A 16,135-nucleotide genomic window follows, 5' to 3' on the forward strand; every position below is an offset into this window, starting at 1 on the left:
TAGAATTGGCAATTGAATTTCTTAACTTACTGATTCTTCATAAAAAGATAAAATTATGAAAATCGAAAAAAACAGAGTGGTCACACTCACCTACGAGCTTCGAATCCTGGACGAAAACGGGGAACCAAGCCTTGTTGAAACAGCTAACGAGGAGCAGCCCATGGTGTTCATTCATGGCATGAGCGGCTTGCCAGAGCAGTTTGAAGACAAGCTGGAAGGCCTGAACACCGGCGACGACTTCGACTTTAAGCTGGATACGGAAGACGGCTATGGCGACGTAAACGAGGAGGCCGTGGTAGACCTGCCCAAGAACGTCTTCGAGGTGGAAGGCAGCATCCCGGACAACATGCTGGAGAAAGGCAACTACATCCCGATGACCGACAGCGAGGGAAACCAGTTACAGGGCCGTGTGGTAGAGGTGAAAGACGACGCTGTGACGATGGACTTTAACCACCCGCTTGCCGGGAAAGAGCTTTTCTTTAAAGGCAAGGTAAAGGAAGTGCGCGAAGCAACACCGGAAGAACTGGACCACGGACACGTGCACGGCGAAGGAGGCCATCACCATTAAGAAGTTAATTGCTGGACATAAGAAAAGGAGCAGCCTGTTCAGGCTGCTCCTTTTCGCTTTAAAAGAGGTGTGACTTTACACTAGGCTTGCTTTACCAGCTGCACTTCGCCCTGAATCTTTAATTCTTCTCCTAACATCACGCCGCCGGTTTCAAGGGCAGCGTTGTAGTTAATGCCCCAGTCTTTGCGGTTGATCTTGCCGCTGATAGAAAAACCGGCCTTCACGTTTCCCCAAGGGTCTGTCGCAACACCGTTGTCTTCTACTGTAAGCTTTACAGGTTTTGTCGTGTCTTTAATCGTTAAGTCTCCGTAGAGGGTAAAGGTATCTTCGTCTACTCTTTCTACTTTAGTAGATACAAACGTCATGTTCGGGTGTGCCTCTGTACCGAAGAAGTCTGCATTACGCAAGTGCTCGTCCCGCTGCTCGTTATTTGTGTTGATGGAAGTTACGTCGATGTTTGCTACCACTTTCGCATTTGAAAAGTCATCACCCTCTGTCTCCGCTTGTACATCAAACTGTGTGAACTTACCAGTTACATTGGAAATCATCATGTGCTTGATCTTAAAGCCAAGTTCACTGTGCGAGAGGTCTAATGACCATTTTGTTGTTGCCATAATTGCTTAAAAGAAAATTATTGAATTGTAAGAATTGAAATAACTATTAAATAGTGTTATTAAACCTAACAGTGTTAGGTGATAAGACAAAAAAATTATGCTTTTATTCCCGTAACAAAGCCACGGATAAAATCCTGTAATACCATTTGGTTTAGCTCTTCTTTGCCTTCTCCACTCCCCATCATGTTAATGGATATCAAACCGTGCAGCATAGACCAGAAAGTGTGCAACTTCAGGAAAGGGTCCGTTTCCGGATTGCTACCCGCAGCTATCAAGTCTTTGATGGGCGCTAAGATCAAGCCACTGAAAGTGCTCAGTTCGCTTATCTGGTTTACTGTCTCGCAGGAAGGAATCCCCAGGCCGTACATGACCTGATAATAGGCTTTGTTCTCAAAGGCGAACTTCCAGTAAGCATAGGCCATGGCCGCTATCTTTTCCTCTGTACTGCCTGCTCCTTCCTGCGCTTTTATTAGCTGCGCGTTTAGTTTCTGAAATCCCTGCTTTGTCAGTTCCAGCAGAATAGCCTCTTTATTGGCAAAATGGTCGTAAATCACAGGAACACTATACTCAATAGCCTCCGCGATTTTACGAATAGAAAGGGCCTGCCATCCCTCCTGTAGCACTAGCTGCCAGGCAGCTTCCAGGATGGAGGTACGCACTTCCGCTTTATGCCTTTTCTTTCTTTCCGCTATTCCCATAGTAGGTGTGTTATTTTACCTAACACCGTTAGCAAAATTAAAAGTTCCAACGCTAAGTTCAAAATCGGGCTAAATCTTCTTTAAAACTTTGGCAAGTCTTGCTGGCTTGCCCACCTTGTTGCGCCGTACTTTTACTAGATCAACACGCGTTTACCGGTACGGGCAGCTTCATAAATAGCCATCAGGATACGGACATCCCGCATTCCCATCTCGCCGGGCACCCGGGACTCCCTGTTTTCGAGCACACATTCCGCAAAGGCATCCATCTGCCGGGCCTGCTGATTTACCTGCGGATAGTTCATCGGTCCTTTACTGGTGCGCCCCTCTATGCCCGAATAGCTGTAAGCAGGCTGTAAACGCCACCAGCCCTCTTCAGCCTCCCCGTACAAGAAGTTCTTGTTTTCGTTGTAACTAGAGCTTCCGTTGGCGACCGCCCCGCCAGGGAATTCCAGTTGCCAGCTAACAGACTGCTCTACCTCGTCAAAATACACAGGGCGGGTTACCTCTCCGAATTTGGCAGTTACGGCAACAGGTGTTTCACCTGTCGTATAGCATGCCGCTTGTACGCAGTAAATCCCGACATCCATCAAAGGGCCTCCGCCGGAAAGCTTTTTGTTCAGGCGCCACCTGTCCGGGTCGTTGCTGACCACAAAGCTGTGTGCCCCGTCAATTTTCTTCACCTTACCAAATACCTGCTGCTGCCCCAGTTCCATCACCCGCTGGTTGTGTGGCTCAAAGTGCAGGCGATACCCAACAGAAAGTTTCCTGTTGTTGCGCTTACAAGCCTCGATCATGCGTGCGCAGTCTTCCTCAGAGGTAGCCATGGGCTTTTCACAGATCACATGCTTTCCCGCCTCGGCAGCCCGGATGGTGTACTCTGCGTGCATGGCATTGGGCAACACCACGTAGATGATGTCTATGTCCGGGTTGTCCTTTATCTGATCGTAAGTGTCGTAGCTGTAGATGTTCCTCCCGGGGATACTGTATTTCTTTTTCCACTCTTCGGCTTTTGGGGGCGAGCCGGTTACAACACCAGCCAGGTAGCACTTTTCTGTTTCCTGCAGGGCAGGGGCAAGCTGGTTGGTGCTGTAGTTACCAAGCCCGACCAGGGCTATGCCCAGCTTTTTGTTTTGTGGTTTTCTGGTGCCTGCCAATGATTCACCGTACGACAGGAGGGGAGCGCCCAGGGCGGCAGTGCCTAAGGCACAGGTAATGCCCTTTATAAATCGGCGGCGGTTTCTCGATTGCGGTAATTCTTTTTCTTTCATGGGGCTGCCTCCTCTGTTTATACTTTTACTTTATATTGCTTATAAGTATGCTGCTATAAAAGGTTGGCTGCCTCTTGTTAAGGAAGGATACAGAGCACTTGCCTTTTCATACTTCCATAAAATTTTTAGCTTTAGTAGAATTTGAGAGAGAACAAGCCACGCAGGAGGGCTGCTTGCTGCTAAGAGCGGAAGCAACTTTTGAACTGAATGCCCAACGGGGCAGAGCGCTATTCTGCCCCAATACAGTTAGAATTTTACGAGTACCTTGCTATAACCTATCTAAACTCAGACCGAACCTTATGATTAAAAAGCCCTTTTTAGCAACGGTTTACTGTTTGCTTTTCCTTTACAGCGTCGCCTGCGCTCAGCTTGGCGCTAACCGCATAGCTCCCCAGAACTTAGACCTGACCTGGAAGGTGTTAGCGGAGAACTATCAGAATAAATCACAAACCCTGTCAGCTCTTACCCTGCAGAATACGGGCGAGGCACCTTTACCCGCCACCGGTTGGACCCTGTACTTTAACGCATCCCCCTCCTTCAGGGCACAGGGGGATAATGCCCCGGTTAAAGTAGAGCATGTGAACGGAGACCTGCTGCGCATGGTGCCTACCGATAAGTTTAAACCAGTACCGCCAGGGGGCTCCCAGCGCATCGAACTGGTCTCGGCGGGCCAAATGATCAACCAGTCCAGAGCACCACAGGGCTTTTACCTTGTTTGGGACGACAACAGTGCCAAAGGCTACAACATTGGCAGCCAAACAAACAAAAGGCCCGAGAAGAACTGGGTAGGATGGATACAGCCAGAGGACGTTTATCGCCAGAACGAGGTGATAAAAGACATCCCCATGGAAAAGCTGACAAAGGTGTTTCCAACGCCGGCACAGTACGCCGAAACAGCTCAGCCCTTCACCTTAACCTCCTCCGTTCCTGTGATAGCCGATAAGGCCTTCACGAAGGAGGCCACGTTACTGGCAGACCATTTAGCAACCGTTTTCGGACAAAAGCCAGCCGTGAAAACGTCGGGCACCGGAAAAGCTATCCGCCTGCAACAAAAGCAAGGACTAGGTGAGGAAGGATATGAGCTGGAGGTAAGCCCGCAGGGCGCGGTCATCAGCGCATCCACACCGGCCGGTGCCTTCTATGGCACCCAGTCCCTTAAGACCCTGATTCCTCCAACTGCACTTGCAAAACCGCAAAATGCAGTTATCCTTACAGGCGTGAAGGTAAAGGATGCCCCTCGTTTTGGGCACCGGGCCTACATGATGGATGTTGCCCGCAATTTCCAGCAGAAAGAAGAAGTGTTGAAGGTGCTGGACCTGATGGCCTTGTATAAGCTGAACGTGCTGCATTTCCATTTTAACGATGACGAGGGCTGGCGTCTGGAAATACCCGGCTTACCGGAGCTGACTGCGGTAGGAAGCCAACGCGGACACACGGTTGATAACAAGAAACACCTGCAGCCTACTCTTGGCTCTGGCCCGGAGCCAGGGAAGACCAGCGGCAGTGGCTACTTCAGCAGAGAGGATTTCATAGACATCCTGAAGTATGCCCGGGACCGCCATATCACAGTCATTCCAGAGATTGAAACGCCAGGCCATGCCCGTGCCGCCATCAAATCGATGGATGCGCGCTATGAGCGGCTGATGCGGGAAGGCAAGCCGGAAGAGGCAAAGCGCTACCTGCTACGCGATCTGAACGATAAGTCGGTGTACCGCTCTGTGCAGAACTGGGACGACAACGTCATAGACGTGGCCCTGCCTTCCACCTATGCCTTTCTGGAAAAGGTGACAGATGAGCTACTCACTATGTACAAAGAGGCGGGAGCACCGATCCAAACGATACACTTTGGCGGAGACGAAGTACCGCGCGGCGTGTGGGAGCAGTCGCCTGCTGTACAGTCGCTTATTGCTAAAAACCCAGCGGTTAAAAACACAGACGACCTGTGGTTTTACTTTTTCGGCAACATAAACGACATGCTGAAGGAAAGGAACCTGTACCTCTCTGGTTGGGAAGAGATCGGCCTGAAAAAAGTGAAACAGAACGGGCGTACCGTCTATGTGCCGAACCCCGAGTTTGCCGACGATAATTTTCACGTAGACGTTTGGAATAACCTGGCAGGGGCAGAAGACCTGGCTTACAAAATGGCGAATGCCGGCTATAAGGTTGTGCTGACCAACGTAACAAACCTGTACATGGACCTGGCCTACCAGAAAGCGTACGAGGAGGAAGGCCTGTACTGGGGCGGCTTTCTGGACGTGGACAAGCCTTTCTACTTCATCCCTTACGATTACATGAAAAATCAGAAAGTGGACATGTACAACAACCCGGTAGACAAAGCCACCTTTGCCGGCAAGGAGCAACTGACTGAGAAGGGGAAAGCAAACATTGTAGGCATACAGGCTCCGCTGTGGAGCGAGACGATTAAAACGCCTGAGCGCCTGGAGTACATGTTGCTCCCGAAGGTATTAGGGGTAGCCGAAAGAGCCTGGGCACCAGACCCGGCTTGGGCTACGGAAACGGATGAAAGAAAGAGTGAAGCGGCTTACAACCAGGCATGGTCCGAGTTTGTGAATATACTTGGCAAACGGGAACTACCGCGTCTGAACTACTATGCCGGCGGCTACAACTACCGTATCCCGACGGCTGGGGCCATGATAAAAGACGGGGCTGTTTTGGCCAACACCCAATTGCCTGGCTTGGTTATCCGCTACACTACCAACGGAGCAGAGCCTACGGCTAACAGTAAGGTTTATACCGGGCCCATTAAAGAAAAAGGAACGGTAAAGCTAAAGGTTTTCGACCCATCCGGCCGCAGCGGTCGTGTTGTTAGCGTAGAAAACAGATAAGCTCTACCAAACTACTATTGAATGACACCACGCGTAGAAATAAACTACTGTACCCAATGCCGCTGGCTCTTGCGGGCCGCCTGGATGGCCCAGGAGCTCCTCACAACCTTCGAAACAGAGCTAGGGGAGGTTGCCCTTGTGCCGGGGACAGGAGGGGTGTTTGACGTGCGGCTGGACGGGGAGTTGATCTATTCGCGCAAGGAGGCAGGTCGCTTCCCGGAGTCAAAAGAGTTGAAGCAGTTGGTCCGCGACCGGATTGCCCCGGAGAGGGACTTAGGCCATAGCGACCGCAAGCCATAACAATCCGTCAGCTTATAAAAGAACAGGTCCGGAAGTTTTTTCCGGACCTGTTTTAGTTAAGGGTTCGTAGACCAAATGCCAGCTTCTTTCACAAATACCCGGCGGTTCAGTTTCAGTTGGGCAATGATCAACTCGGCGAAGTCCTCGGGGTGCATCACACGCTCCGGGTCTCCCGTGATCAGGTTCTGTCCATAGGCCATGTCGGTGACAATGGTGCTGGGGGTAAGGGCCGTTACGCGGATGTTATGCTTGCGCACTTCCTGCATCAGCGATTCCGTTAAGCCTAATACAGCAAATTTAGAGGCGCTGTAGGCACTGGTTACCGCAGCGCCTCTCTGTCCGGCTGTAGAGGAGATGTTGATGATGTCCCCGCTTTGGCGCTTGATCATACCCGGTAAAACAGCACGGGTCGCGTAGTAAACACCCAGCAAGTTAATCCGCACAATTTCTTCCCACTTCTCTGGCTCCAGCTCCAGGAACTTCCCGAAAGCAGCAACACCAGCACTGTTTATTAAGATGTTGATGCTTCCTAACGCGTTCTTCGCTTTTTCTACGGCTGCGTTTACAGCGTTCAGATCAGCCACGTCTGCCGCCACTACAACAGCTTTAACTCCGTGGCCCTCTACCTCAGCGGCTACTTCCTTTAACTGGGCCTCGGTGCGTGATAAAAGGGCCACATTCGCCCCCTCTTTAGCGAGAGCAAGGGCTACGGCACGTCCTACGCCTTTGCCTGCTCCGGTAATCAGTGCATTCTTTCCTGCTAATGATTCCATGTGTCTTTGTGTTTCGTTTGATGTTTGTACCTACAAATGTAAGCTAAGGTTGTCGCTATTTCCAAAAACACAGACAGGAAGGGGAAAGGCGAGGGTTATCCCAGAATGCGACGGATCTCGTTTGCCTTGGCCATCAGTTCTTTTGCCTCTTGCTGCTGATCCTTGTCGATGGTGGCTTTGAACTCCTGTAACTGCCTGATATAGCTTTCGAGGGCCTCCGATACATTCTTTTTATTCTGGGCAAAGATGGGGCCCCACATAGCAGGAGAGCTTTTAGCCAGACGCACGGTAGAGGAGAAACCGCTGCCTGCCATATCAAAAATATTCTTTTCGTCTTGCTCTTTGTCCAGCACGGTTAAGCCAAGCGCAAAAGAGCTGATGTGGCTCAGGTGGGAGACGTAAGCCAGGTGCAGGTCATGCTCCTTAGCCCCCATGTAGCGCAATGGCATCTGTAAGTCGCGGCAAAGCTCCTCCACAAGAGCGAGCGAGGCAGGGCCAGACTTCTCTCTTTCGCAGATGATCATGGTTTTGTGCTCCAGCAGGCTCGCAAAGGCCGCGTCTGGTCCGGAATACTCTGTACCGGCAATGGGGTGTGCCGCCACAAACTGCCCACGCTTCGGGTGCTGTGCAACCACCTGGCACAAGAGGTCTTTGGTGGAGCCTAAATCCACAACGGTGGCCTGATCGGGTATAAGGTCGAGCACTTCGGGTAAAAGGGTATAGATCACATCCACCGGCGTGGCAAGTACGACCAGGTCGCTTTGCTTTAAGGCTTCTGGTAAAGGTAATACCTCATCAGCTATACCCCGCTCCAGGGCACGCTGACCGTGGGCAGGATTAGCGTCCACGCCGAGCACAAAGGTATTTTTATGGATTGCCTTTACAGCAAGCGCGAAAGATCCCCCTAAAAGGCCGAGGCCAATAACGCACAGTTTCATGCTTAAGAAAATTGCAGGTCTTAAAGACCGGTAAGAAAGGTAAAATTACTTCAGTTGCCTGGCTTAAATTCGTTAGAAGGGTAGCGTTCTTTGCTCTTCACTGCTTTGCATCGCCAGCTCGATCACCCGGATCACCTCCCGCACCTGCTCTGGTTTTACATTCAGCTCCGCCTGACCCAGGATAGCTTTGCGCACGTTCTCATAAAGGCCCCGATAATCGCCGGCCTCGCTTTTGATCTTTCCTTTCAGGTGTAAGCCCTGATAAGTTGTGTTCAGGGTTCCCCACAGCTCCTCCGGCTCCACACCCCAGTCCGTTTGGTTTTGGGGTAATTCGCCGGCTTTTAGGGCCGCTTCCTGCACGTCCATGCCATATTTCACAAAGGCACCTTCGTTGCCCAAAAGAATGAAGTGAGGCCCCGGCTCTTTTACCAGCATCCCGGCCTTTAGCGTTACCTTCAGGTGCTCGTAGTGCAGCACTACTTCAAAATTGTCTGCGATGCCGGAATTTTGTCGCTGCGCCCGTATATCGCCGTAAACGGCCCTGGGCTTCCCGAAAAGGTACAGGGCCTGGTCAATGAGGTGGGAGCCCAGGTCATATAAAATACCGGAACCGGGCAGGCTCTCCTCTTTCCAGGTATTGGGCTTGATCTCGTTGCGGAAACGGTCGAAATGCGCCTCATACTCTGCCAGCTCTCCGAGCAAATTGCTCGCAATAATTTTCTTTACCGTTTTAAAGTCACTGTCCCAGCGCCTGTTATGGTATACCGTTAAGACTTTGTTTTTTTCCTTTGCCAGCGCGATCAACGCATCTGCCTCAGCAGCGGTAACGGTAAAGGGCTTTTCCACCAATACATGCTTTCCTGCCTGCAGCGCCTCCTTTGCCAATGCGTAATGGCTCGCATTAGCCGTGGCCACAACCACCAGGTCTATTTTCTCATCCGATAAAATTGCCTGCACTTCCGCTACCACTTCTGCCTGCGGATAATGCGCCTGTGCAAAGGAAATACTTTCTTGCCGGGTGGCTTTTATCTTTGCCAGATGCAGGCCTTCCACACTGCAGATAAACGGCGCATGAAAAATACGGCCGGCCATACCGAAACCGATCAGGCCAACATGTAAGATGGTGTTTGGTGCTGTCATGGTAATTATCGCATAAGGTGGCTAAGGTAAAAACAATGGGCCATCCATGCTAGTCTTTCCTTCAACTTATGGTGTCGGCTGCGTACATTAGCGCGCTTGATCACCTGAACGAGACTTTATACCTTCATCATGCATAACCCTTCCACTGCCTTGGCCACACCTGTCCTTACCCGTTTGCACCTATGGGTGATGGCCATCTCTACGGGTATGGTGGTGGCCAACCTTTATTACAACCAGCCCTTACTGGGTAAGATCGCCGCAGACTTCGGGATTACCGAGGCAAAAGCAGGCTCTATTTCCATGCTCACGCAGGTAGGCTATGCGGTCGGGATGTTCTTTATTATTCCGCTGGGTGACATGTTCCGGCGCAAAAGGCTCATCATGGCCGACTTTATACTCATCGTGATTGCCTTGGTGCTGGCTGCTTTTGCCGGCAACATAGAGGCATTGATGCTCGCCAGCTTTTTTATCGGGGCCACCTCCGTGGTGCCCCAGTTGCTGATACCCATGGCGGCGCACCTGTCCAAACCCGAGGAAAGGGGACGCACGGTGGGTTTTGTCATGAGCGGCCTGCTGATCGGTATCCTGCTCTCCAGAACACTGAGTGGCTTTGTGGGAGAGCACCTGGGCTGGCGGGCCATGTTCCTGATTGGCGCCGGTTTGATGGTGGCCCTCTGGCTTGCCCTTTACTTCCTGCTTCCGGAGGTGCACCCTTCCTACAAGGGCACTTACAAAGAGTTGATGGGCTCGCTGGCGCACCTGGCGAAAGAAGAACCTTTGCTGCGCTTGGCCGCTATCCGTGGCGCTTTGTGCTATGCCTGCTTTAGTGCCTTCTGGACCACGCTGGTTTTCCTGCTCGAGGAGCCGCCTTTTAATGCCGGTAGCGACGTAGCCGGATCCTTCGGCCTGATCGGCGCCTTCGGGGCCCTCGCCGCCTCCGGCATGGGGCGGCTCACAGACAAAGGAAACGCCTTCCGTATCACCACCCTTACCATCCTGCTGATCGTTGTCTCTTTTGTTATCTTCGGTGTGTTCAGCGGTAGCATCATAGGCTTGGTCGTAGGGGTGATTCTAATGGACCTGGGGGTACAGGCGACCCATATTGCGAATCAGACGCTTATCTTTTCACTGCGCCCGGAAGCGCGAAACCGGTTGAACACGGTGTACATGGTTACCTATTTTACCGGTGGTGCCCTCGGGACTTACCTGGCCAGCCAGGCCTGGCATTTCTGGCAATGGAACGGGGTGGTGGCGACCGGGCTGTTATGTTCTGCCCTTGCGCTGTCCGTACACGTCTCGTTCCTGCGGCGCAACCGGGTTAAAAGTTAAATCCTATAAAACCAGCATACCGCTTCTTGTCGTACGCAGGAGCATGAGCGCAGCAGAAAACAACAAGAGTAAGTTCCTGGACTTTTTGAAAACCAACCCGCGCAGCGTTAAGCCTAGAACCGGGGAACTTACCGAGATCCGGGGTCCCTATTATACGGTGATGGGGAAGCGCTACTTACAGGACGTACTGGAAACAATGGGTCCCTACATCGACTCTCTTAAATTTGCAGGGGGCGCTTTTACCCTTTTGCCGCCCCAGGCCCTGCAAGAGATCATCGACCTGGCCCACCAGCATAAGGTGCTGGTATCGACTGGCGGCTTCATGGAATATGTGCTGACGCAGGGGAAGGAAGCCGTGACGCAATACATTGCCGAGTGTAAGCGCCTGGGCTTCGATATCATCGAGCTCTCCGCGGGTTTCATCACCCTGCCTACCGATGACTGGTTGCGCTTGATCGAGATGGTGCAGCAGGCAGGGTTAAAGGCAAAACCGGAAATAGGAATACAGTTTGGCGCCGGTGGGGATACGGCAGCAGCAGAACTGAAAGCCGCGGGTACACGCGATACCGGACAAGCCATTAAGCAGGCGAAACGCTTTTTGGAGGCTGGTGCTTACCTGATCATGATCGAGTCCGAGGGTATCACAGAGAATGCCGATCCCTGGCGCACAGACGTGGTCGCACAGTTTATAGAAGAACTGGGGGCCGACAAGCTGATGTTTGAGGCCGCAGACCCTCAGGTGTTTGAATGGTATATCCGGAACTATGGTTACAAAATGAATCTCTTTATAGACCATAGCCAGATCGTACAACTGGAATGCCTGCGGCGCGGAATCTGGGGCACCCAAAGCACCTGGGGCCGTATCCAGGGGGTTCATTAACCCAACAAGTCGGCTTTCATGTCGTCTAGCAAGGTGTTATGCAGGTTCACTTCTGTACCCTCAATAGAGGCGATGCTGCGGAGCCCTGTCACGTTGGCCGCGAAAACTGCATCGGCTCTCAGCAAACGCTCCACGCCGAAATACGCTTGCCGCACCTTTACCCCCTTAAACCCGCACCACTGCAGGATGTTTCGCCGCATCACGCCATTGATGCAGCCTGTATCCAGGGCAGGCGTGTAAAGCACTCCCTGGTCGACCCAACAAAGGTTCGCAACAGACAACTCAGCAGCCACTTGCTGGGGGTTTAACAGGATCAGGTCATCCAATTTACGTTCCTGTTTCTCGATAGAAGCCAACACGTATAGGGGGGCGTTGGGTCCTTTAAAGAAGGAGAGGGGAGAGTAAGAAGTGCGAACGCTGTGGCAGACCCCTGCCTGTATGGGAGTAAGCGGGGCAGCGGACACAGGCTGCACCGTCGCCAGCCAGTCTGCGGCGTTGCTTTGTGGCGTATAAAGCCCTGCCCCAGCCCGCCAGACTTTTAGCTTCAGCCTTCCCCTTTCCAATGCATGCTGCTTTTCTGCCAGCTGTAAAAGTCCATCTTCAAAGTCAGGAGTGTAAAAGTATTGGGGTAGTGCTAAGCGCAAGGCGGCCGCTGCCTCCTGTATTCTTTCCAGGTGCGAAGCCCAAAAACGCAAACGGCCCTCCTGCACGATAACAGTTTCAAAAAAGCCATCATTGTACTGAAAGGCCCTGTTGGAGAGCCCTACACTCAGTTCTTCTTCGCTTATTTTCTGGTTGTTGTATAGCAGCATGGGAATAAGGTTAAGGTCGTGCACTCAAAGATATAGGGAAGATAACAGATGATTCTCAAAAGCTGCCGTCTTTTGTTTGGCGTGAGCGGCTACTTGTTCAGGCTGGGCATCAGAACCGATAGGGTACAAGAAGTGCCTTTTGCAAACCTGCCGGCTAGCTAATGACGTAGAATAAAGTTAAGGCACAACACATCGACAAATTCGAAGCTATGATACTAAACAAACTATATTTTATATTACCGTTAATTTTACTTGTCAATTCCTGTACCGAGGGCAACACCAGTAGCGCCGTGGTAGATGGCGATGTGGAGACGCTGGCGGCAGTAGATACAACCGGGCTGGCACAGGCCACTTTCGCAAGCGGGTGTTTCTGGTGCACAGAGGCTTATTTTGAGCGCGTGGAGGGGGTTAAGGCGGTTATTTCCGGCTATGCAGGAGGGGAAAAGCCAAACCCTACTTACGAGGAGGTGAGCGCGGGTGCCACGGATTATGCCGAAGTGGTGCAGGTTTATTACGACCCGGAAGAGGTGAGTTACCAGGAACTGGTGGAAGTGTTCTTTGCCACCCATGACCCGACCACCCTGAACCGACAGGGACCTGACATCGGGGCACAGTACCGCAGTATTGCTTTCTACCGAAACCCAGAGCAGGAAGCTATTATCAGAACTTATATCCAGCAACTCGAGGAGTCCGGCGCCTACAAGAACGACATTGTGACAGAGGTGCAACCCTTTGAAAGGTTCTGGGAGGCCGAAGCGTACCACCAGGATTATTACCGCCGTAACCCCAACGATCCTTATGTAGTGTCGGTGGCAAGGCCAAAGGTGCAGAAGTTCGAGGCAAACTATCAGGACAAGCTAAAGCCGGAATACGTGCAGTAAAAAGACATTTTCAATCAATTTTAGCGCAGCCAACGTAGTACAGGCTGTGAAATTAAACGAACTAGGAAATGGACTTTATTGTAAATTTACTCGTAAGTGCCGGTGTTATTCTACTCCTGGCCAATGCGATGTCGAGCGTGCATGTGAAAAGCTTCTGGACAGCTCTCTGGGTAGCTTTCCTGATCGGTATTTTTAATGCCACCATTGGCTGGCTGCTAAGTGGTGTCTTAAACCTTGTCTCTTTCTTCCTTCTAGAAGCCATTGTCAGCCTGATTGTTACGGCTTTGATGATAAAGCTGGTGGATGTACTGGTTGGTAACTTTAAAGTGGACGGCTTCTGGCCCGCCCTTGTAATTGCTATCGCCACAGCCATTGCGGTTGCTATTGCTGGCTGGATAGGCGGCGATGACGAGGAAAGCTTTGCGCAACTGCAAGAAACAAGACAACCTAAAACGGAAGTAGTGCTTGCTGGCAGATAAGGAGGACGGGCCTGTCTTAAGCTTGCAAGTACCTGCTAAACATACTAATATAAAATAAGGGCCTACACGTGATTTGTGCAGGCCCTTATTTTAGCAAGTTACACTGCTCAAAGGAAGGCTCGTGTTGTAGCTGAAGCCCGGTACTTTTAGAATAGCCCCGTGCTTCCTATCTTTACGCATTTAAGTATTTTTATGCATCAATTAGTATACGTCAGTTCAGCCGTAGAACTCGTGAACGAAGACGTCCTGAAAGCGCTGTTGGTCAAATCCAGGGCGAATAATGAGGCAATTCATTTAACCGGCATGCTCTTGTACCACGATGGTAATTTTATACAGGTGCTGGAAGGGGAGAAAGAGCAGGTACTGAAGCTCTTCCATAAAATTGAGAAAGACGCCCGCCATAGGGGAATCATCAAATTGATTAGCGTATCCATCCAAAGCCGCGACTTCCCCGATTGGTCTATGGGCTTCAAAAGCCTGTCGGCCCAAGATTACAAGCAGGTAATGGGCTACTTTGACCCTACCGTTAACAAGCAACTAAAAGTACCGGGTGCCAGTGACGATCGTGTTGCCCTCTCGCTGCTGAAAACCTTTACCGCAAACAACATCTACTGAAAGTTAAAGCTGCGGAAGCTGCGCCATTTCCTGCTCCGTGAATACCCTGGACCGGATGTGGAAGCGTAGCCCAAGGGGGATTTCTAGGGAGAAACTGGCTCCACGGCCTGGCGTTACATCGAGGGTTAGCTGAGTATGTTTCCAGTACTCGTACTGATCGCGAGCCATGTAGAACTTGCAGCCATACACCTCACCCAGCAGTACATCACTCTCACCTACTCTAAACTCCCCCTCTTCAAAACACATGGGCTGGGAGCCATCGCAGCAGCCTCCGCTTTGATGGAACATCAGGGGGCCATGCTTTTCCCGCAACTGGTCTATCACTTCCTTTGCTTTGTCTGTTACCAGTACGCGTTTAACGTTTTCTTCCATAATCTTTAAGTAAGATGCCTGCCCCGAAGTAAGGTGGCAGGCATCTGTTAAAAAAGATAGTCTCTGTTAAAAGAAGCCCAGCTTGTTCTTATCGTACGAGATCAGCATGTTCTTCGTCTGGCGATAGTGGTTTAGCATCATCTTGTGCGTCTCACGTCCGAAGCCAGACTTTTTGTATCCACCGAAAGGAGCATGGGCCGGGTAGGCATGGTAGCAATTAACCCATACACGCCCAGCCTGTATGGCGCGTGGAATCTGGTAGATTTCATGTGCGTCTCGTGTCCATAGGCCGGCACCTAAGCCATACAAAGTATCGTTGGCCATATCAATCGCTTCTTCTGCCGTTTTGAAAGTAGCCACAGAAACAACCGGACCAAAGATCTCTTCCTGAAACACCCGCATCTTGTTGTTGCCTTTAAAGATGGTCGGCTTTATGTAGTAGCCATTTTCCAGGCCACTGTTCAACTTAGCGGCACCGCCGCCAGCCAATACCTCGGCGCCTTCCTGCTTGCCAACGTCCATATAGGAGAGGATCTTCTCAAATTGGTCGTTTGAGGCTTGTGCGCCCATCATGGTGTCTTCGGAGAGGGGATGACCTACTTTGATAGCTTCTGTGCGCGCTATAACGCGCTCCATAAAGCGATCGTAAACACTTTCATGTACCAGAATACGGGACGGGCAGGTACAAACTTCCCCCTGGTTCAGGGCAAACATCACAGCTCCTTCCACACACTTATCAAAGAAAGCATCATCGGCATCGGCAATGCTCGGCATAAAGATGTTTGGAGACTTTCCACCAAGCTCCATCGTTACGGGTACCAGGTTCTCAGAAGCGTATTGCATAATCAGGCGGCCAGTGGTGGTCTCGCCGGTGAAAGCAACTTTAGCCACGCGAGGGGAGGAGGCAAGCGGCTTACCGGCTTCGGGTCCGAAACCAGTGACAACGTTGAGCACACCTGCCGGCAGTACATCCTGTATCAGTTCCATAAGCAGCATGATGCTGGTAGGGGTCTGCTCAGCTGGCTTCATTACCACGCAACAGCCGGCCGCGAGGGCAGGGGCCATTTTCCAGGTGGCCATTAACAAGGGGAAGTTCCATGGAATGATCTGGCCCACTACGCCGATTGGCTCCTGCAGGTTAATGCTAATGGTAAACGTATCATGCTCCGACATCGTGCTTTCGTCGGCACGGATCACACCTGCAAAGTAGCGGAAATGATCGATGCATAGGGGGATGTCCGCAGCACGGGTTTCGCGGATAGCTTTGCCGTTGTCTACTGTTTCGGCGCGCGCCAGCAGCTCGGCGTTCTGCTCCATAATGTTGGCAATATCCAGCAGTACCTTGCTACGGGCGGCCGCAGAGGTCTTAGACCAGGACTTAAAAGCCTTGTGCGCGGCGTCCAGCGCCTTGTCTATGTCTTCTTTGTTGCCCCGTGCGGCTTTGGTAAAAGGCTTGCCGTCAATAGGCGAGATGTTGTCGAAGTACTCGCCGCTTGCCGGGGCAACCCACTCGCCCCCGATAAAGTGGTCATACTTTTCTTTAAACTTAGGCCGCTCCAGAACCGCGGACTTTTCCTGAGGCATTGCTACTGCATCCATAGTATAATCGTTTAGGTGATTAG

General features: G+C 51.5%; 17 protein-coding genes. 8 read left to right on the forward strand and 9 right to left on the reverse strand.

The window, feature by feature from the left end; genetic code table 11:
• Positions 1 to 55 precede the first annotated feature (55 nt).
• Positions 56 to 568: an FKBP-type peptidyl-prolyl cis-trans isomerase gene (locus CHB92_RS02450; RefSeq protein ID WP_089317587.1), complete on the forward strand. Its 513-nt coding sequence runs from the start codon at positions 56 to 58 to the stop codon at positions 566 to 568.
• Positions 569 to 648: 80 nt separating this feature from the next.
• On the opposite strand, the gene CHB92_RS02455 is transcribed toward CHB92_RS02450, so the two are convergent.
• The 3 genes from CHB92_RS02455 to CHB92_RS02465 all read right to left on the reverse strand — a co-directional run bounded on the left by CHB92_RS02455 (position 649) and on the right by CHB92_RS02465 (position 3,148).
• A complete protein-coding gene (locus CHB92_RS02455) occupies positions 649 to 1,182 on the reverse strand; it encodes a YceI family protein (protein WP_089317588.1) in 534 nt (177 codons plus the stop codon).
• A 95-nt stretch (positions 1,183 to 1,277) separates the two neighbouring features.
• Positions 1,278 to 1,880 carry a TetR/AcrR family transcriptional regulator gene (locus CHB92_RS02460; RefSeq protein ID WP_089317589.1) on the reverse strand — a complete coding sequence of 201 codons (603 nt, stop codon included), beginning with the start codon at positions 1,878 to 1,880 and terminating at the stop codon, positions 1,278 to 1,280.
• 134 nt (positions 1,881 to 2,014) lie between these two features.
• Positions 2,015 to 3,148, reverse strand: a complete 1,134-nt coding sequence (locus CHB92_RS02465; RefSeq protein WP_089317590.1) for a Gfo/Idh/MocA family protein — start codon at positions 3,146 to 3,148, stop codon at positions 2,015 to 2,017.
• 299 nt (positions 3,149 to 3,447) lie between these two features.
• Between CHB92_RS02465 and CHB92_RS02470 the strand changes: the two genes are divergently transcribed.
• Positions 3,448 to 5,994 carry a family 20 glycosylhydrolase gene (locus CHB92_RS02470; protein ID WP_089317591.1) on the forward strand — a complete coding sequence of 849 codons (2,547 nt, stop codon included), beginning with the start codon at positions 3,448 to 3,450 and terminating at the stop codon, positions 5,992 to 5,994.
• Between the two features lie 21 nt (positions 5,995 to 6,015).
• The gene (locus tag CHB92_RS02475) at positions 6,016 to 6,294 is read left to right on the forward strand and encodes a SelT/SelW/SelH family protein (RefSeq protein ID WP_089317592.1); all 279 of its coding nucleotides are present in this window, start codon (positions 6,016 to 6,018) and stop codon (positions 6,292 to 6,294) included.
• Positions 6,295 to 6,350: 56 nt separating this feature from the next.
• Here CHB92_RS02475 and CHB92_RS02480 read toward each other — a convergent pair whose 3' ends face one another.
• The 3 genes from CHB92_RS02480 to CHB92_RS02490 all read right to left on the reverse strand — a co-directional run bounded on the left by CHB92_RS02480 (position 6,351) and on the right by CHB92_RS02490 (position 9,145).
• Positions 6,351 to 7,067, reverse strand: a complete 717-nt coding sequence (locus CHB92_RS02480) for a 3-ketoacyl-ACP reductase (RefSeq protein WP_089317593.1) — start codon at positions 7,065 to 7,067, stop codon at positions 6,351 to 6,353.
• Between the two features lie 95 nt (positions 7,068 to 7,162).
• Complete coding sequence (locus CHB92_RS02485) at positions 7,163 to 8,005, reverse strand: prephenate dehydrogenase (RefSeq protein ID WP_089317594.1); 843 nt, start codon at positions 8,003 to 8,005, stop codon at positions 7,163 to 7,165.
• Between the two features lie 72 nt (positions 8,006 to 8,077).
• Complete coding sequence (locus CHB92_RS02490; protein ID WP_089317595.1) at positions 8,078 to 9,145, reverse strand: oxidoreductase; 1,068 nt, start codon at positions 9,143 to 9,145, stop codon at positions 8,078 to 8,080.
• A 129-nt stretch (positions 9,146 to 9,274) separates the two neighbouring features.
• Between CHB92_RS02490 and CHB92_RS02495 the strand changes: the two genes are divergently transcribed.
• Together CHB92_RS02495 and CHB92_RS02500 are read left to right on the forward strand one after the other, a co-directional pair.
• Positions 9,275 to 10,474: an MFS transporter gene (locus CHB92_RS02495; protein WP_218824225.1), complete on the forward strand. Its 1,200-nt coding sequence runs from the start codon at positions 9,275 to 9,277 to the stop codon at positions 10,472 to 10,474.
• A gap of 43 nt (positions 10,475 to 10,517) precedes the next feature.
• Positions 10,518 to 11,354, forward strand: a complete 837-nt coding sequence (locus CHB92_RS02500; protein ID WP_089317596.1) for a phosphosulfolactate synthase — start codon at positions 10,518 to 10,520, stop codon at positions 11,352 to 11,354.
• Here the strand turns inward: CHB92_RS02500 and CHB92_RS02505 are convergent.
• Complete coding sequence (locus CHB92_RS02505; protein ID WP_089317597.1) at positions 11,351 to 12,166, reverse strand: aminotransferase class IV; 816 nt, start codon at positions 12,164 to 12,166, stop codon at positions 11,351 to 11,353. The genes CHB92_RS02500 and CHB92_RS02505 overlap by 4 nt on opposite strands.
• Before the next feature lie 209 nt (positions 12,167 to 12,375).
• Between CHB92_RS02505 and msrA the strand changes: the two genes are divergently transcribed.
• The 3 genes from msrA to CHB92_RS02520 all read left to right on the forward strand — a co-directional run bounded on the left by msrA (position 12,376) and on the right by CHB92_RS02520 (position 14,141).
• Entirely contained in the window at positions 12,376 to 13,047 is a 672-nt protein-coding gene (msrA, locus tag CHB92_RS02510) for a peptide-methionine (S)-S-oxide reductase MsrA (RefSeq protein WP_089317598.1), read from the forward strand.
• Positions 13,048 to 13,115: 68 nt separating this feature from the next.
• On the forward strand, positions 13,116 to 13,526 hold the full coding sequence (locus CHB92_RS02515) for a phage holin family protein (RefSeq protein ID WP_089317599.1): 411 nt from the start codon (positions 13,116 to 13,118) through the stop codon (positions 13,524 to 13,526).
• Positions 13,527 to 13,718: 192 nt separating this feature from the next.
• Complete coding sequence (locus CHB92_RS02520) at positions 13,719 to 14,141, forward strand: BLUF domain-containing protein (RefSeq protein WP_144266260.1); 423 nt, start codon at positions 13,719 to 13,721, stop codon at positions 14,139 to 14,141.
• Between the two features lie 3 nt (positions 14,142 to 14,144).
• On the opposite strand, the gene CHB92_RS02525 is transcribed toward CHB92_RS02520, so the two are convergent.
• Both CHB92_RS02525 and CHB92_RS02530 read right to left on the reverse strand, forming a co-directional pair.
• Positions 14,145 to 14,513: a DUF779 domain-containing protein gene (locus tag CHB92_RS02525; RefSeq protein ID WP_089317601.1), complete on the reverse strand. Its 369-nt coding sequence runs from the start codon at positions 14,511 to 14,513 to the stop codon at positions 14,145 to 14,147.
• A gap of 66 nt (positions 14,514 to 14,579) precedes the next feature.
• Complete coding sequence (locus tag CHB92_RS02530) at positions 14,580 to 16,112, reverse strand: aldehyde dehydrogenase family protein (protein WP_179222941.1); 1,533 nt, start codon at positions 16,110 to 16,112, stop codon at positions 14,580 to 14,582.
• Between the last annotated feature and the right edge of the window lie 23 nt (positions 16,113 to 16,135).

The organism is Pontibacter ummariensis (assembly GCF_900188175.1).
GTDB lineage: Bacteria > Bacteroidota > Bacteroidia > Cytophagales > Hymenobacteraceae > Pontibacter > Pontibacter ummariensis.

Coding starts and splice junctions, on each gene's coding strand:
- CHB92_RS02505 (WP_089317597.1), bottom strand. CDS start 12,166: ATGCTGCTATACAACAACCAGAAAATAAGCGAAGAAGAACTGAGTGTA.
- CHB92_RS02490 (WP_089317595.1), bottom strand. CDS start 9,145: ATGACAGCACCAAACACCATCTTACATGTTGGCCTGATCGGTTTCGGT.
- CHB92_RS02495 (WP_218824225.1), top strand. CDS start 9,275: ATGCATAACCCTTCCACTGCCTTGGCCACACCTGTCCTTACCCGTTTG.
- CHB92_RS02475 (WP_089317592.1), top strand. CDS start 6,016: ATGACACCACGCGTAGAAATAAACTACTGTACCCAATGCCGCTGGCTC.
- CHB92_RS02450 (WP_089317587.1), top strand. CDS start 56: ATGAAAATCGAAAAAAACAGAGTGGTCACACTCACCTACGAGCTTCGA.
- CHB92_RS02470 (WP_089317591.1), top strand. CDS start 3,448: ATGATTAAAAAGCCCTTTTTAGCAACGGTTTACTGTTTGCTTTTCCTT.
- CHB92_RS02520 (WP_144266260.1), top strand. CDS start 13,719: ATGCATCAATTAGTATACGTCAGTTCAGCCGTAGAACTCGTGAACGAA.
- CHB92_RS02515 (WP_089317599.1), top strand. CDS start 13,116: ATGGACTTTATTGTAAATTTACTCGTAAGTGCCGGTGTTATTCTACTC.
- CHB92_RS02455 (WP_089317588.1), bottom strand. CDS start 1,182: ATGGCAACAACAAAATGGTCATTAGACCTCTCGCACAGTGAACTTGGC.
- CHB92_RS02460 (WP_089317589.1), bottom strand. CDS start 1,880: ATGGGAATAGCGGAAAGAAAGAAAAGGCATAAAGCGGAAGTGCGTACC.
- CHB92_RS02465 (WP_089317590.1), bottom strand. CDS start 3,148: ATGAAAGAAAAAGAATTACCGCAATCGAGAAACCGCCGCCGATTTATA.
- msrA (WP_089317598.1), top strand. CDS start 12,376: ATGATACTAAACAAACTATATTTTATATTACCGTTAATTTTACTTGTC.
- CHB92_RS02480 (WP_089317593.1), bottom strand. CDS start 7,067: ATGGAATCATTAGCAGGAAAGAATGCACTGATTACCGGAGCAGGCAAA.
- CHB92_RS02525 (WP_089317601.1), bottom strand. CDS start 14,513: ATGGAAGAAAACGTTAAACGCGTACTGGTAACAGACAAAGCAAAGGAA.
- CHB92_RS02530 (WP_179222941.1), bottom strand. CDS start 16,112: ATGGATGCAGTAGCAATGCCTCAGGAAAAGTCCGCGGTTCTGGAGCGG.
- CHB92_RS02500 (WP_089317596.1), top strand. CDS start 10,518: ATGAGCGCAGCAGAAAACAACAAGAGTAAGTTCCTGGACTTTTTGAAA.
- CHB92_RS02485 (WP_089317594.1), bottom strand. CDS start 8,005: ATGAAACTGTGCGTTATTGGCCTCGGCCTTTTAGGGGGATCTTTCGCG.